We start from the raw sequence: 15,509 nt of genomic DNA, 5'->3' as shown, positions 1-15,509 counted from the left end.
GCCCAATCCCCTTTTACAACTCCTTCTCTATTGGGTAAAGGGTATTCTGTGGTTGGAACAATATGAGCTAGCTGAAATACTGTTGTGATCATTAATCCCGTCACGAAATGCATACTCACAAATGCAAGTAAAACCACCCACCATGACTGTGGAGACATGATCATGGGTAGAATTAAAACAAAGGTAAAAGAAATTGCTTTCCAGCCTATTACTTCCGATAATTCTTTACGGAAGGCTTTTCCTCCTTTAAAAAATCCCATTTTCTTAAAACGTGCCATCCTAACAAAATCTTTCGCAGTAACCCATGAAACCGTTGAAAGTCCGTAGAAAAACCATGAATAGATATGTTGAAATTTATGAATACCGTGTCTTTTGGTATGTGGGGTAAATCTTAAAAAAAAGGGAGGATTAATATCATCATCAGCCTCTTCTATATTGGTGAAGGTATGATGAAGAACATTATGCTGAATTCTCCATATACTTGCGTTGGCTCCAATTAGATTCAAGGTATAGCCGAGATATTGATTAACCTTCTGGTTTTTTGAGTAAGAATTATGAATAGCATCATGCATAATTCCCATTCCTATTCCTGCCATGCCAAATCCACTAATAATATAAAGCGTAAACAAAAGCCAGACGCTGGAAACGATTCCTGTATTGATAATTATTAACGGAAAAATAAAAACGAGCAACATCAAAACCGTTTTAAGAATCATGCTTGTATTGGCATGTTTACTAATATTATTGGTTTTGAAATAGAAATTTACCCGACTCCTTAAAGTCTTGGAAAATTCTGAGGCCCTACGTTGGGCAAATTGTGGATTATTGATACTGGTACTATTTATTTATTGTCGAAATACTGAAGTGAACAAAACTTTAAATATCCTGAAAGGATTTACCTAAGTGAAGAATACTAAACTATTTTAACATCGCAAATGTACACTTAAATATTTACTGTACATTATAATAATCTATTAATTTTCAATAATTTACGATTCAGGATGATTTTTTTTGATTAAAACAGGTAATTACCTATTCCAGAACTACTTATATTTTCTTAACCCTTACGGCGTTAAGACCTTTCATTCCCTGCTCCAGCTCAAAGCTTACTTTATCATTCTCGTCTATTTCATCTATAAGCCCACTCACATGAACAAAATATTTTTCACCGGTTGTTTTCCCTATAATGAATCCGAAACCTTTAGAGTGATCAAAAAATGAAACTTTACCTTCTGTATCTGTTTCAGGCTCATCATACTCCCTGTCTTCTTTCTTAGGTACAGCAATTTCAATATCTTCAGCCTCTACTTCTACTTTCTGAGTGGGATCTGGGGGAGTATCGGTAAGGTTTCCATCGGCATCAACATAAGCGATCATATCTTCAAATGATCCACCTTTGTTTGAATTTTCTTTTCTCTCTAAACGCTTGGCTTCTTTTTCTTTACGTTTCTTAAGCTTCTTTTTTTCTTTTTCTCTTTTGTTTTGGGTTTGTCCGGATCTTGCCATTCACTATAATTTAATTAATATTCGTGTTAATTTCAATGCTTTGAACCAACTAAACGAATACCAGAAAAATTTAATGTGTAAGATTATCTTTTGAAGGTTTAATTCAGAGAGAGCAATGGCTGATTTCAGCCTGCATCAAAATTTTGGTAAAGATAGGCATAGGAATCCGATAATAAAAGATTTAAAGCGCTGACTTCATAAAATTATTCCTTTTCATGCAAATATTTAAATATAGTCGTAAAATCTAAATCCCTATATTTTTGCGGTTTGCCAAACCATACCCTTCTTCCGCTGTGTAGGTTAGAGGATTTGACTGCTCCAGTTCATAAGCTGTTTCAATAAATAAATGTAGATCTTTTTGAAGATGTTTTAGCGGGAAATTTGGCTCGTATTCATCATTTTCTATGCGAGATCTAAATATATCTAATACGGGAGCAGTTACCGGAGTTTTTAATAATATATCCATTCCTGTTCTTTTATCGATCCCCAGGCTAATCCCCAAACTGAGGCTTTCAGAAAAAGCCAGCATACTTTTTCCTAACATTTGATTGATCCTAATTTTCATAGCTGAATCTGCACCGGCAGCACCAATATGAATGGCATCTTTACCTATACAAAGAAACAGTTCCTTAGACATTCAAAATACCTACTAAAAACAGTAGTTGCGCTACCTCTGCGGTCTGGTTAGACCCAGTCACGGGCGCATTCAGAAATCCTATTCTTTTTCTGAAGCCAGTTTTTGTCTCTATTCGATAAAGGATGGATTGACGGTGCTGGAATCTATCCATAAAGAATCCTTTTTAATGGAATTTTAAAAGCCTTCTTCTCCTGTAGGCAGCTTTTCAACCACGCCGGGTTTTTCCAGCATAGAGAAAAGAATATCAATCTCTTTCCCAACTTCCGAAGGAGATTTTGCCCACTCAGCTCCATTCTTTAAAAGCTCCGCAGCCTTTTCTTTTGTTGTGTTATATACTACTTTAGGATCGTAGCCTGCTTTTAATAAATTGTTCGCCATCGGCTTCTCATAATACCCAGAGCGATAAATCCTATTTTCAGAGTTTATATAATTCATCAACAAGTTTAACTACTGATGACTGATGCAGAAATAGTTACAGGAATTTAGCAAAATTTTATGATGTATTAAAATGACTCTCTAAACTCGGAAAAGTATCTTGAAAAGAAAAAATGAAAGCAGTTGATTTAAAAGATCACTTCCCATTGAGAAAGAGAATAGTTTTATAGATTTTAAGACCGAAAAACCAAAACCAGGAAAAAAGGATCTGCTTATTAAGATAAAAGCAATCTCTGTAAACCCGGTAGATTATAAAGTTAGACAAAGTGCGGCAAAAGATTCTGAATTGGATGAACCAAAAATCATTGGATGGGATGCTTCAGGAATTGTGGAAGCGGTTGGAGAAAATACTGAATTATTTAAGGTTGGAGATGAAGTATTTTATTCAGGAGATATTACCCGTCCCGGAAGCTATGCAGAATTTCAACTGGTAGATGAACGGATTGTGGGAAATAAACCAGAAAATTTAAATTGGGAAGAAGCAGCTGCCCTTCCCCTCACCTCTTTAACAGCCTGGGAGTCTCTATTTGACAGATTAAGAATCTGTGAACATGAAGGAAAAGATAAGAAAATACTGGTAATTGGCGGTGCTGGTGGTGTAGGTTCCATGGCTATCCAGCTATTAAAGCAGCTCACAGAATTTCAGGTTATTGCTACCGCTTCACGGGATGCCACAACTAACTGGTGTATGAAAATGGGAGCAGATAGAGTGGTAAATCATCATGATTTAATAGAGAATATGGAAGAGGGCGAGAAAGTAAATTATATTCTCAATTTTGCAGATACTTGAGGACACTGGAAGGCAATGACTGAACTTATTGCGCCACAAGGTGGAATTTGTTGTGTGGTAAATAACACTGAAAAAGTAGACCTAAATTCATTAAAAGAGAAAAGTGTAAGTTTTCACTGGGAGCTCATGTTCACCAGAAGTATGTTCCAAACCGAAGATATGCTGGCGCAGCATAAAATTCTAAATAGAGTCTCAGATTTGGTGAAAGAGAAAAAGATTCAGTCAACCCTAAATAGAACCTTTCAAGGTTTAAGTTCAGAAACACTTAGGGAAGTACATAAACTTCAGGAGTCTGGTAAATCTATTGGTAAAAACGTGGTAATATTTTAATTTTTATGAAATAGAATAATTCTTATAATAGCTGGTTTAGTATCATCTTTTCCTCTTGCACAAAAATATTTGGAATTTCTAAGAAATAGACGAATAAAATCAGGGAATGATATCATTAGTTTTCTTTTACCGGAATTAAATAAACAGGTATTTTCGTCTTTTCAAGAATATGGCTTGCTGTAGTTCCCATCAAAACCTTTTCCAGTACAGAATGGCTATGAGTTCCTAAAACAATCATATCTGCATTCCACTTATCAGCATAATCAAGAATTGCCGAGGAAGTTGGCCCTTCAGCCATATGGGTGGTAACAGTAGGATCATTTAGATGTTCCGCAGCTGTTTTTACATAATCTTTAGCGACTTCACGTAATTCAGAAATAACGTTTAGGTCTACAGCCATTTCATTATAGCCTTCATACCCCATAAAACTGGGATAATTAGCTCCATAATAACTAACATCAGCCAACACATGAATCAGGCAGACTTCAGCTCCAAGTTTTTTGGCAAGTTCATATCCTCTGCGCACCACCTTTTCAGAATTAGGATTATAATCTATCCCTATAAGTACCTTTTTCATACTTTATAAAATTATCGTTTAGCTCCTCTAAGTTATACAAAATCGTTCTGAGAGCCCAGGAATAAAAAAGTCGATAAAAATACCGGCTATCTTTCTAAAACCTATAATCTCTAATTTTTTACAACTATTAATTCTGCTTTAGCTCCTGTTAAAAGATTCCATTCCTTTACGGCAAGTTGTTCACCTTTCTCACTAAGCACACGTAATTCTGCAGTATTGGGTCCCGAACTTCCCTGGTTCAAAGCAACAAATTCAATACTATTAAAACCATCCTGCAAGGTTGCCAGGATCGGTGTAAAACCAGCAGTTAACCTAACACTCTCTGCAACTAATTCACCATTTACAAATATCTGAACTTTATCCCCATCTATATATTGGTGGTCCCTGCAATAAATTTCTACAAATCTTCCCTGGGTCACTACATTCCCCAGGCTTTGATCCATTCTATATTCTTCTTTAACTTCATTATCTTCTGCCCATCGCTTTTTAACAGCATCGGCTTCTGTCATTAAACCTTTAGGATTTTCCCTTAGATCGATCGCTTTTGGTTTATCTTTTAAAAATCTGCTTTCGGTTTCGGTTTCTTCCCTTTTTAAAATAGGAAATCCGGTTGATTTTGATTCTTCAGCTTTAATTATCGGTCCGGTAGTGGTACGAGGGATTTCAATTTGTGCAAAAGCTGAAAGGCTTGTGCAGAAAAGAATTATAAAAAGGAATTTCGAACGCATTAGGTTTCATCTTAAATTATCACTTAGTATTTATCAAAAATACAGCCAAATTTTAAATAAGATTTGATGAATTTTCAAACCTTCTATTTTAGAATGAAAATTTATTGTCTGTCCGTTTTCTGTCCTATAAGATTCTTTAGTCACCCTGAATTCATTTCAGGATCTCAATATAGGATTGATTTACATCAAAATGAGATTCTGAAACAAGTTCAGAATGACGTCATTTTTTTGATTTAGGAAACTTTACGGACAAACAAAAATTTATCATGCTTTCTTTATCTGGGTAACGTAGGTTCTAAGTTCTTTTACCTTATTACCTGATTCTGAAAACAAGTATATGTCACAAAATGCATATTTTCTTTTTTTACCGGGTTCTACATTAAACTCAACTATTCCTTCAACCACTGCTTGTTCCTCATGTATAAGTAAATTTCGAACCTTAATGTCCATAGCACCCCCTACTTTCATTCGTTCCAGGGCTTTTTCAAATTCCTGCCGACCTGAAATAGTTTTTTCTCCTACAATTTCCCATTGAATTTCATCTATAACACTTTTGGCAAGAAAGTTTACATCACATTCTGCAAAAGCATTATTCAATTTTCTTAATAGTTTCTCCCTCTCTTTCATAATTTACTATTCTTCATTCTGAATTAGCGATAATATATTACCTGAAGGATCTTTAAACCAGGCCATAGCCGGCCCTACCTCTCCCCTATGTATTCCTTGTGAGTCAGTTTTAAGACTACCTTCAAATTTTTCAAATTCCACCCCTTTTTTATTTAGTAATTCAACCATTTCCTGAATATTAGCAACATAAAAATTAAGTACAGTATAAGCCGCCGGTTGATGGTCTTTTTTGGGATATATTAATACCGAACAATTGTTTAGCTGTAATTCTAATAGACCCATGTTGTTCTTATGCGTATTTAAACCAAGAATTTCTTCATAAAAATCTTTGGCGGTATCCATATTACCGGTTGAATAGGTAGTAAATGCTTTTGAATGTTTTAGCATAATTCTAATTGTTAGAAACTTAGTATATAAATTTACAGCTTTATTTTTAAAATATTCAGGAGAATGATTTGTGCATCAATGGTAAAAGAATTTTTCGAGCTTCTGAATTGCAATTAAAAATCTTAAGTTTGATAAGAAAATCTTATTCAGCTTAACCATGGAAGTGGAGGAAATTCTTAAAACTAATTCTGTAGCTAACAAATTTATAGCTCAGTTAAGAGATACTGCTATTCAACCTGACAGGATGCGGTTCAGAAGAAATATTGAAAGGCTTGGTGAGATCATGGCTTATGAATTAAGTAAGGAACTGGAATATGAAACTAAAGAAATTGAAACGCCCCTCGGTATTTCCATGGTTCCTAATCCTAAAAATGAATTGGTGATATGTTCTATTCTTAGGGCTGGTTTACAGCTCCACCAGGGTATTTTAAATTATTTTGATGATGCCGAAAACTCTTTTATTTCAGCATACAGACATCATCCTAATAATGATGAGAAATTTGAGATCCTGGTAGAATACCTTGCTTCACCGTCTTTAACTGGTAAGACATTAATTTTAGCCGACCCTATGTTAGCTACAGGAAGATCTTTCAGCAATGTATTGAAAGCATTAGAGCCTATGGGGCAACCGGAAAAAATCCACCTGGTTTCGGTAATAGGCTCTAAAGAAGGTGTAAATTATTTACAGTCTCAATTTCCGAAGAATTCGAAATTATGGATTGCCAGCATCGACGATGATTTGGATGAAAACGGATATATAGTTCCCGGTTTAGGTGATGCTGGAGATCTTTGCTACGGAAATAAACTTCAACATTAAAAAGGGTAGCCGATAGCAAAATTAAATACGGGACTGCCAAAGTCGTTTACCCATCGTTCACCTATTGGCTTTCGTGGGTCGTGCATTGGGAAAGCCAGATCAAAGCGTATTACAAAACTCTGTATATCTATTCTTAAACCGGCACCGGCACCAATTCCCAGTTCGTTTAGAAAGTCTGATTCAAATTTACCAGAACCATCTCCTGTTAAGTTTGTAGTTTCCGGCTGGGCATCTGATGTCCAGACATTCCCGGCATCAATAAAAAATGCCCCATTTAGATAGGTAACGATAGGAAATCTATATTCAGCATTGGCCTCAAAACGAATATTTCCCGTTTGATCCCGAAAACCCACATTTTCGATTTCATCATTTGGATCATCTGGATTTTCCTGGTTACTCTCTTCATCTGGAATTTGATCTGGTTCTGCCGGGTTAAAAGTTCCCGGGCCCAAAGATCGGGTTCTAAAGGCCCTTACACTATAAGGTCCTCCGGAAAAATATTGCTTACTGAAAGGCATTACATCTGAATTGCCATATGGGTGACCATAACCAGCAAACAATCGTGTAGCAACCACATGTTGATTCCCCAATCTTAGATGATATCTTAGATCTATATCCAGCTTGGCGTATTGTGCGTATTCCAAACCAAAAACTTCTTTCTTATCTGAATCATCAGCTTCTTTGCCTATTAAACTCATGGAATTACCGGCAATATCTACGTTGGTATTCAGGAAAAATGCATTGGTTTTATTCCCATCTATAAGGCCATTATAAATAAAAGAATACGTAAGACCGGATATAAATTCCTGATCAAAACTGCTTTCTAAGAACGGATTCTTATCAAGAATATCTTGAAATTCCGGCGTAACATCGGTGAGGCTTACATAATTAAGGCTTATAGGATTGAACTCATGCGAAACATATCTATTGGCATTCCATAAATAACCAAAAGTTGTAGATAATGATGCCAGTGTAAATAATTGACTTCTCCTTAGGTAATCGCCCCCAAGGCTAATCTTGGTTTTTGGTATATCGTATTTAAAGAAGTTTTTACTGAATTTCACTGGAAATAATAATCTTGGAATAATTAGATCATTGGTAAGACCTAGTTGTAATGAGTTACTGCCAGGAAGGTTTCCTCCGGACCCCATTTGAAATTCATAACCTAAATTGGCTGATATTTTAAGACTCTCTCCTCCTTTAAATAAATTTCTATTCAGGAATGAAAGTGCTAAATGTGGCCCTGCAAAACTATTGGATTTCGTGACAGCCTGTAATTCTGCCCTTATTGCTCTTTTTTTAAGAGGAGATAAAAATATATTTGCTTCCAATAATCCTATACTGTCTGTAGCCAGTGTGTCTACCTCGTCGTATCTGATATTCACAAACTTATAAGAGCCAATAGAGCCTAAACGTCTACTGGTATTTCTTGATTTTACAGGATCATAAGTATCCCCAGTTTCAATTAAAATATAGGGATCGAGGTACTTCGGTTTAAAAATGAGCTCATCCTGAAAATAATTTTTATCCTCATATCTTTTGTAGTTCCTTGTTAAGGAATCTTCATCTACGTTATAATTTGCATACACGTTTACGTTTGAAATTTGATAAGGAATAACCGATTTTGAAGGGACATCTTTTTTTAGCCTTAAGAAAAGATCAAATTTCTTTTGATCGTATTGGTTTGTATCAGCTTCAAAAATAAGAAAGCCGGGATTAAAGTTATAATAGCCTTTCTTTTTGAGATCGAGGTCTATGCGTTCCCGTTCTAGCTTCAATTTGGGTAAATCAAAACGCATATTCGGTTCCAATAGAGTATTATCAAGATTCTTTTTGATATCCCTGTACACAAGTAAGCTATCTGTATCTAACTGATAAGTCTCCATGATGTAAGGATTTGGTACTGTAAGCTCGTAAGAAACAGAAGCTGTTTTTGACTCCTCGTTTTCTTGTGAATCTGAACTAATCCTACTATAGAAAAAACCCCTGTTCTCCAGTCGGTTTAAAAGTAAATCTTCTGTATTTATTAAATCAACATCTGAAAGATATACCGGTTCTTCTCCTAATTTCTTATTTAGGAACTTATTAATGAATCCAGGTTTTTCTCTTTGGGATTTATAATGAAAATATAACCCAGGACGCATCCCCAGAATTTTACTATTTGGTTTTGGTCTTAATACGTTAGTCAATTCTGTCTTTAGCTGTGTTTTATCAGCAATTGTAGTATCTGATTCTATAGTTATATCGGCGCCGGTATACAGAAATTCGTCTTCCGGGATGAATTTTTCCACACTACAGGCCTGGAAAAGACCAACAATTATAAATAATATGGCTGAATACCTAATTTTCATCTGTAGTGGTTTCTTCTTTTTCAGGTTTCTTATCCTCCTCATTTTTAACATTCTCCATCACGGCCTTCTCAAACATATTCTTGAATTTATTAAATTCCTTGGTAAATATTAGGGCAATTCCACTTACCACCAGTTGCCCGTCTATGACATTCTCATACTGACTTCTACTGAAGCCCTTTAAACGCCAAACACCATTTTCATCGAGTAAATAAGATATACTTACATTGCCAATTAATGGGCTCGAAGCCTGACCCTGCTGATTTCCTCCCTGAATATCTACATCACTACCAACTTCAACTATCAATCGATCTTCCAGGAATGCTTTCTGGGCATTTATACCAAGTTGTGTCCTCTCCTCCGGGTTTTCCCCCTGATAATCTGTAAAGCTGTCTACATTAAAATTAAGTTGCACGCCGCTTTCTCCCAGGATTTTACCAGAAAGCATATTTAATTGATCAGATAAAGCTGAATTCAGGTTATCTCTAGCTACTGCAAGGGTTCCACCACTACTTCCATCACTGCCAGATTCAGGAAAGAATCGGTTTAAGACTAATAAAGAAAAAACCTGTTTATTTAGTTCCTGTTCCTGGTTATTAAGTTGCTGTACCCGGCCGAAAATTTCACCACCTGCTATCCCCTGTTGTTCTTCAGGCATATCCAAGCCAAAAGTAATTTTAGGCTCTGTGAGGTCACCGTCTATATTAAGATATACCAGGAAAGGCAGTTCCTGGCGATATCTATTCTGATTACCGCTGTCCAATCCGGAAGTTTGAGAAGCCATTAGAGCCGAAGCTGAAGTTTCAACTCTGTAAATAGCCCGCACATCAAGCTGAGCATCAAATGGATCGCCAGCCCAGGAAACGCGGGAGCCGTCAGCAATATCGAACCTTCTTTTCACCAGGTTGTAAAGGCTCATTTCATAAAAGCCATCATTAATTTCATAGATTCCTGTTAAGGCTATACGGCCATTTGGATACATATTCAGCAAAAGGTCTCCTTCACCCTGAACCTGAAATTTGTCTCCGGTTTCCTCATTAATAATAATATTAAAAGTGGCACCTTCATTAACCGAGAGCCTGGTAAAAATATCATAACCCGATACCACATAAGATTCTTCTTCAGTTTGGGACAGGATATCGTCTGGGTTTTCTTTATTTACAAAAATAACTACTCCATCCCTTTCTTTCACCTGTAACTCTGTTTCCGGAACTACATAAGTAAAATTGGTGCTTTCTTTAACATCCATATTCATGTTTACCTTAGGAAGGTTGAGATCACCAGAAATTTGCGCATCCACATCTACGACAGCACTTCCGTAAAACAGGTCATTATCTTCCTCGGTGGAATTTAAAAGTCTGAAATCTTCTGCCTGAACATCCAGATCAAAGCCTGGATTTAAAAAATTCTCTGTAGTAATTTTTCCGTTAACAACAACAGAATTATTATTGGCATCATTGATATTAAAATTATCAAAATAGACAGCCTCGTTGTCTAAATTCAACTTCTCGTTGGGAAGAGTAAAATCTGCATTCAACATGGCCACGTTGAATTTAGCATCGTTAAAATTAAGATTTCCTTCATATTGTGGCTCTAGCAGAGTCCCATTCAAACTGAAATTACCGGAAAAGCTACCACTTCCGTTCGTTATTTCTCCCTGGGAGAAGCCTTCCAGAGCAGACATCATAACTTCATTGATGTCCAGGTTCATATCCAGTTTTGCTGAGGGTTCTGCGGCCGTGTAGGTTCCGGTTAGATCCAGGTCTACTTCGCCTCCTTTCAGCGCCATTTCAAAATCATAATTACTAAATCCGTTAGAGGAACCTTTCAAAGTCAGCGTATTAAGATCAACATTCAATACTTCAAACTGGTTTATAGACATATCAGCCAAAATACCGGTCTCCCCGAATGGCTCTTCATACACGATATTCCCGTTAAGTTGACCAGTAGCTAACTGTTCTTCTGGATTTAAATAATTTAATAAGGCAGCCAGTTTAAAATTTTTAAAATCGAGGCTTAGATGTTCTTTTTCCACACCAGGTTTGTTATTGCTTAATAGCATTTCCTGGTTATTTCTAAACAGCCTGAAATTTTCAAAATCCAAATAGGCTTCGGCAAAACTTATCTGATTTCCCTCAGCAATATTCCAGGGGTTTTTATTTAGGATCAAATCCTCGGAATCTACATGAAATTTAAGAGTATCACCCTGGAAATTTAATTCAGATTTTACATGCACCAGCTGTTGATCTTCATGCAGGGAAGAAAAATCAAGATTTAATTTTCTATTTAATACTTCACCCTGCAGCAGTGTTTTCTTTATCGCAAGGGGCCCCGTATTTAGCTCATTAAAACCAAAATTAAACTGCAAATCCTGAGGATCTGATTGCATATCAATCTTCAAACTATCTATCTGGCTGCTAAAAATGTTTATATAAGGAACAGATACCATTGCATCCATTTCCCGGGCTTCTTCATTGAAATCTACATCTATATTAATAGTGTCCATTTCTTCCAGGTTTACCAGAAATACTTCGTTGAGGATTGGCGCCTGACTTATTCTGGCATTAAGATTAAGTTTTACAGGATTCGTTATGGAATCTTCCTGATAATTTTCTGTAATATACCTCTTAAAATGCCTGTTGATAGCTGCAGAAAAAGCTAAAGGACTGGCATTTGACTGCATATCCAGATCGATCATTCTGTTATCAATCTTCACTGAAGTCGTATCATCCTTTATAAACGCAGAGGCATTGAAACTTCCCAGTAAATATGTTTTGTTATTGTAAACTGCTACCCCGTCTATTATCTCAGCCTGTACTTCGTAAGCACTGGAATTCCCTTCATACCAACCTTCGAGTGTAAATCCAGTTTTGATCTCTTTTTGGGTAATTCCTATGGCTCCAAGATCTGCGCCATCCATATAAACAGTAAAATCGAATCGCGGTGATACAGAATCTAATTTTATCCGGGTTTGTGCTTCCATTTCAAGATTTTCATCCTGGTAAATGAGGTTCACCGGGCCCTGCCCGTTTTCCAGTTCTCCTGTAATCTCGATATCCCTAAATTCGTAATTATTATAAGTGAACGATGAAATTCTGGTATCTAAATTCGCATTGATATCATTAACATTACTACCTTTTCCTGAAGCTGAAATATTCAGCTGAATTTCCCCTAAAGCTTCATTCTGTAATAAATTGCCCAGGGCAATACTATCTCCCTGAATTTCAGCATCAAAAACAATTTGATCACCAATTTCAAAATCCCCATCAATATCCAGGCTTCCTTCTGAGGTAATAAGCTTTGAATTTGTCTGGATTTCACTGGTGCTGCCAGAAAAACTTCCTTGTAGCGAAACACTTTGAGGTAATTTCACCCCTAAATCTTCTTCCTTTACAAATTTAACTAGATCGCTTCTCCCTGAACTCATTCTGACATTTGGCAAATTAAATCTGAGGTTATCAGAATCCTGAAGGTTGGTTATAAAGCCCCTTCCATTTATCTGGGTATTGCTCCACCTCAGGTTAAGGGACTGAAGATTCAAATTATCTAATTTTCCCGAAGCGTTTAAACTTCCACGAATTGGTGATGTTGCCAGTGCTTTTACATATTCATTATTCTTAAGATCAGGCTGAAAACTATAAATATCCTGAAGGTTTAAATAAACATGGTCAAGATTTAAGTTTAAGTTTCCATTGCCCGGATTTTCTATAAAATCGTTTAAACTGCTATAGGTAACATTGAAATTACCCGATGCGCGATTATTGTTAAGTGCAAGGTGGAGATTGGTAAACTCCATCTGTTCGTTACTTACATTGGCAGCGATATTAAATTCGTTTAGAGCTATTCCGGAGCCTTCATTAAACTGTAGTTTATCAATTTCTGCAGTAGCATTCCCTTTCTTATAAAATATGTCCTGAGCCTGGAAAAAAAGACTGTCAAGGCGAATAGCATTCGGATTGAACTCTCCTTTTTCTACTTCTGCATTATTTACCGTGTAAGCAAAAGCATTTTCATTAAGATCTATCTTTGCAATATCTACGTTCCACTCTGGCCATTCAAATGGAGAAGATTCCTGAGCTTGTTCTATGGATGAAGCTTCCTGAGTTTCCTGTTTCATTCTCAGGGCTATTTCAGAATGGGAAAGTCCGATAGATTTGCTTTTTATTGTATTGTTTTTCAGATTCAAATTTGCCTCTTCAATATTAAAATCTGAGATCTGGAAATTGGTGAATAAGGAATCCGGGACAGAATTATAGCTTCCCTGCACATTTGTAAACTGCAGGTTTTCTATTTCAATAAGCGGCATTGGTGGCGGCTCGGTATCACTTTCGGGAAAAGGTTGGGTTTGATCGTAAGCAATATCTGCATTGGTTAGGATAGCATCATTAACTTTGAAAACCATATTTTCCAGATCTGTTTCCGTAAATTTGAGCTGCAGGGCCTCAAATTTAACCTTAGAGTCTATACCCGAAACCTCATCTTTATAAACAACATCGAAGTTTTCCAGGTTAATATCCCCAATATGTATGTCCATTGGTGCGGCCGAAGTATCTGCTGGCGTAGTGGTTTGTGTGGAATCACTTGCAAAGGCTTTCATTAAGAATTCATAATTGAACCCGTTAATAGAATCCTTTCGAATAATTTTTGCTTTCAGGTTATTGGCGTCCAAAGCATCCAGACTAAAACCATTCCCTTGAATAATGGGCAAGATGGGAATATTCGCAGAAATACTTTGAGAATAAACGATGGTATCTCCCTGGGGATCTTCAATATAAAGCTGGTCTATTTGAATATTCCCATTAAATTGAATGAACAGTTTTTCAAGTTCTATTTTGGCTCCTGTTTTCTTTTCTATAGAAGCTATAAATTTATCCTTGATGATATTTTGGCCCCACGGACTTCGAATAAATAATACCACTAGTAGAAGAAAAATAAGGATTCCAAGGAATATTTTCCCCAAAATTTTTAAGATCTTAAAAAAATTTCTTTTGGTTTTGGTCAAAGACTTGATTTTAAAGAATTTCAAAGTTATCGTTTAGAGTCATTATTCCGAAACTATAGTATCTTAATTTCTGGTAAACTTGTGTTAAAGTGGAGGTTTGCTAGAATTCTATATAGTCTTTTATCAAGTTTAAATTGCTCCATATTGTGGAGAAAATTTACACAATTAAAGCATTTTTCTACACTAATTAGAAATTCAGCTTTTGAAGATATTTTTAAAGAAACACTAAATCCTGAATATCATATTGGCAGACATATTCAGGTCAAACTCAATAAAATCAATTACTTACAGGATTTTTCGAGTTTATCTTATTCTAATTACTTAAGTAGGATTTTAACAGGTTGGCACTATTCTCGCCTTATACGATCGATTAATAAAACTAAATAATCAATTAAATTTAAAAATCTATTTATGAAAAGAGTAATAACTGTAAGCGTTTTAGCAGCAACCATGCTAACCTCATGTGTTTCTAAGAAAAAATACGTTGCGCTTGAGGGCGAGTTAAATGATACCCGAAGTACTTTACAAAAAACACGCGTCGAAAAAGAAGAAATTGAAGAAAAATATGCTAGGATCGAAGAAAGGGTTGCTGATTATAATGCAAAAATAAATTCCCTTAGAACAGAAAATGAGGGAATGATGGAAATGAATGATTTAACCGTAATGTCTAAAAATACTAAAGACAAGATGCGAAATACGATTTCCAAAATCGATCCGGAAAAAGTAAAAGGAGCTAAAACCCTTGAAGATTCTATAAATCTTGCTGTTTCTTATAATCTTAAGCAAAACATCTCTGAAGGAGCAGACGAGGACGATATTGATATTAGCGTAGATGAAACTGTGGTAATGATCAATGTTTCAGACAAGCTTTTATTTGGAAGTGGTAGCTATAGAGTAACCAAGGAAGCTCAACCATTACTTAAAAAACTTGCGGAAGTGATTAATAGTGAACCAGCCATGGAGGTTATGATTGAAGGTCATACAGATGACAGAACAATGGTTAAAGAATCTTATTTACAAGATAACTGGGATCTAAGTGTGAGACGAGCTACTTCAATTGTTAGGTTGTTACAGGACAAATATAACGTAGAGCCATCTAAACTGATTGCAGCGGGAAGAAGCAGTTATCAGCCACTTGTTGAAAACACAAACAAAGATAATATGGCCAAAAACCGTAGAACAAGAATTGTGATTATTCCTAATCTTGATAAATTCTTTGCAATGTTAGAAGGTGATGCAGCGGTTGCGAAGCAATAATTTACCATTCTTCTTCAGGATATTAGAAAGGAAAGCACAATGCTTTCCTTTTTTTTATCTCTAGGTTT

13 protein-coding genes and 1 pseudogene are annotated in these 15,509 nt (G+C 35.9%); 4 read left to right on the top strand and 10 right to left on the bottom strand.

Annotated elements, in window-relative coordinates:
- From Q1K34_RS10460 to Q1K34_RS10445, 4 genes are all read right to left on the bottom strand, one after another.
- Window positions 1–716, bottom strand: a 716-nt coding sequence (locus Q1K34_RS10460; RefSeq protein WP_300438228.1) for a fatty acid desaturase, incomplete at its 3' end; no start/stop codon positions are given.
- 331 nt (window positions 717–1,047) lie between these two features.
- The gene (locus Q1K34_RS10455) at window positions 1,048–1,506 is read right to left on the bottom strand and encodes a cold shock domain-containing protein (RefSeq protein WP_300438225.1); all 459 of its coding nucleotides are present in this window, start codon (window positions 1,504–1,506) and stop codon (window positions 1,048–1,050) included.
- 244 nt (window positions 1,507–1,750) lie between these two features.
- Window positions 1,751–2,143, bottom strand: a complete 393-nt coding sequence (locus Q1K34_RS10450; RefSeq protein ID WP_300438222.1) for an NAD-binding protein — start codon at window positions 2,141–2,143, stop codon at window positions 1,751–1,753.
- Window positions 2,144–2,317: 174 nt separating this feature from the next.
- The gene (locus Q1K34_RS10445; RefSeq protein ID WP_300438220.1) at window positions 2,318–2,578 is read right to left on the bottom strand and encodes an NAD(P)-binding domain-containing protein; all 261 of its coding nucleotides are present in this window, start codon (window positions 2,576–2,578) and stop codon (window positions 2,318–2,320) included.
- A gap of 139 nt (window positions 2,579–2,717) precedes the next feature.
- Here Q1K34_RS10445 and Q1K34_RS18025 point away from each other — a divergent pair.
- Both Q1K34_RS18025 and Q1K34_RS18020 read left to right on the top strand, forming a co-directional pair.
- Window positions 2,718–3,368: pseudogene (locus tag Q1K34_RS18025) on the top strand (zinc-binding alcohol dehydrogenase family protein); the annotation flags it as partial.
- A gap of 15 nt (window positions 3,369–3,383) precedes the next feature.
- Window positions 3,384–3,698: a zinc-binding dehydrogenase gene (locus tag Q1K34_RS18020; protein WP_367183317.1), complete on the top strand. Its 315-nt coding sequence runs from the start codon at window positions 3,384–3,386 to the stop codon at window positions 3,696–3,698.
- Between the two features lie 115 nt (window positions 3,699–3,813).
- On the opposite strand, the gene Q1K34_RS10435 is transcribed toward Q1K34_RS18020, so the two are convergent.
- From Q1K34_RS10435 to Q1K34_RS10420, 4 genes are all read right to left on the bottom strand, one after another.
- Window positions 3,814–4,275, bottom strand: coding sequence for a universal stress protein (locus Q1K34_RS10435; RefSeq protein ID WP_300438217.1), 462 nt, complete (start codon window positions 4,273–4,275; stop codon window positions 3,814–3,816).
- Window positions 4,276–4,385: 110 nt separating this feature from the next.
- Window positions 4,386–5,003, bottom strand: a complete 618-nt coding sequence (locus Q1K34_RS10430) for a hypothetical protein (RefSeq protein ID WP_300438214.1) — start codon at window positions 5,001–5,003, stop codon at window positions 4,386–4,388.
- 264 nt (window positions 5,004–5,267) lie between these two features.
- Window positions 5,268–5,630 carry a hypothetical protein gene (locus tag Q1K34_RS10425; RefSeq protein ID WP_300438211.1) on the bottom strand — a complete coding sequence of 121 codons (363 nt, stop codon included), beginning with the start codon at window positions 5,628–5,630 and terminating at the stop codon, window positions 5,268–5,270.
- Between the two features lie 6 nt (window positions 5,631–5,636).
- Window positions 5,637–6,017 carry a VOC family protein gene (locus tag Q1K34_RS10420; RefSeq protein WP_300438208.1) on the bottom strand — a complete coding sequence of 127 codons (381 nt, stop codon included), beginning with the start codon at window positions 6,015–6,017 and terminating at the stop codon, window positions 5,637–5,639.
- A 157-nt stretch (window positions 6,018–6,174) separates the two neighbouring features.
- Here Q1K34_RS10420 and upp point away from each other — a divergent pair, with 157 nt between their 5' ends.
- Window positions 6,175–6,834 (top strand): uracil phosphoribosyltransferase, encoded by a 660-nt coding sequence (gene upp / locus Q1K34_RS10415; RefSeq protein ID WP_300438205.1) that lies wholly within the window; start codon window positions 6,175–6,177, stop codon window positions 6,832–6,834.
- Here the strand turns inward: upp and Q1K34_RS10410 are convergent.
- Together Q1K34_RS10410 and Q1K34_RS10405 are read right to left on the bottom strand one after the other, a co-directional pair.
- Window positions 6,831–9,185, bottom strand: coding sequence for a BamA/TamA family outer membrane protein (locus Q1K34_RS10410; RefSeq protein WP_300438202.1), 2,355 nt, complete (start codon window positions 9,183–9,185; stop codon window positions 6,831–6,833). The genes upp and Q1K34_RS10410 overlap by 4 nt on opposite strands.
- A complete protein-coding gene (locus Q1K34_RS10405) occupies window positions 9,175–14,184 on the bottom strand; it encodes a translocation/assembly module TamB domain-containing protein (protein ID WP_300438199.1) in 5,010 nt (1,669 codons plus the stop codon). Before Q1K34_RS10405 ends, Q1K34_RS10410 begins: the two co-directional genes overlap by 11 nt.
- A gap of 411 nt (window positions 14,185–14,595) precedes the next feature.
- On the opposite strand from Q1K34_RS10405, the gene Q1K34_RS10400 reads away from it, so the two are divergent.
- Window positions 14,596–15,441 (top strand): OmpA family protein, encoded by an 846-nt coding sequence (locus tag Q1K34_RS10400; RefSeq protein WP_300438196.1) that lies wholly within the window; start codon window positions 14,596–14,598, stop codon window positions 15,439–15,441.
- Window positions 15,442–15,509: the final 68 nt, after the last annotated feature.

This window comes from Christiangramia sp. (genome assembly GCF_029937855.1).
GTDB lineage: Bacteria > Bacteroidota > Bacteroidia > Flavobacteriales > Flavobacteriaceae > Christiangramia.
The sequence above is the reverse complement of the archived record's forward strand: the minus strand, read 5'-3'. Positions and strand labels throughout refer to the sequence as shown.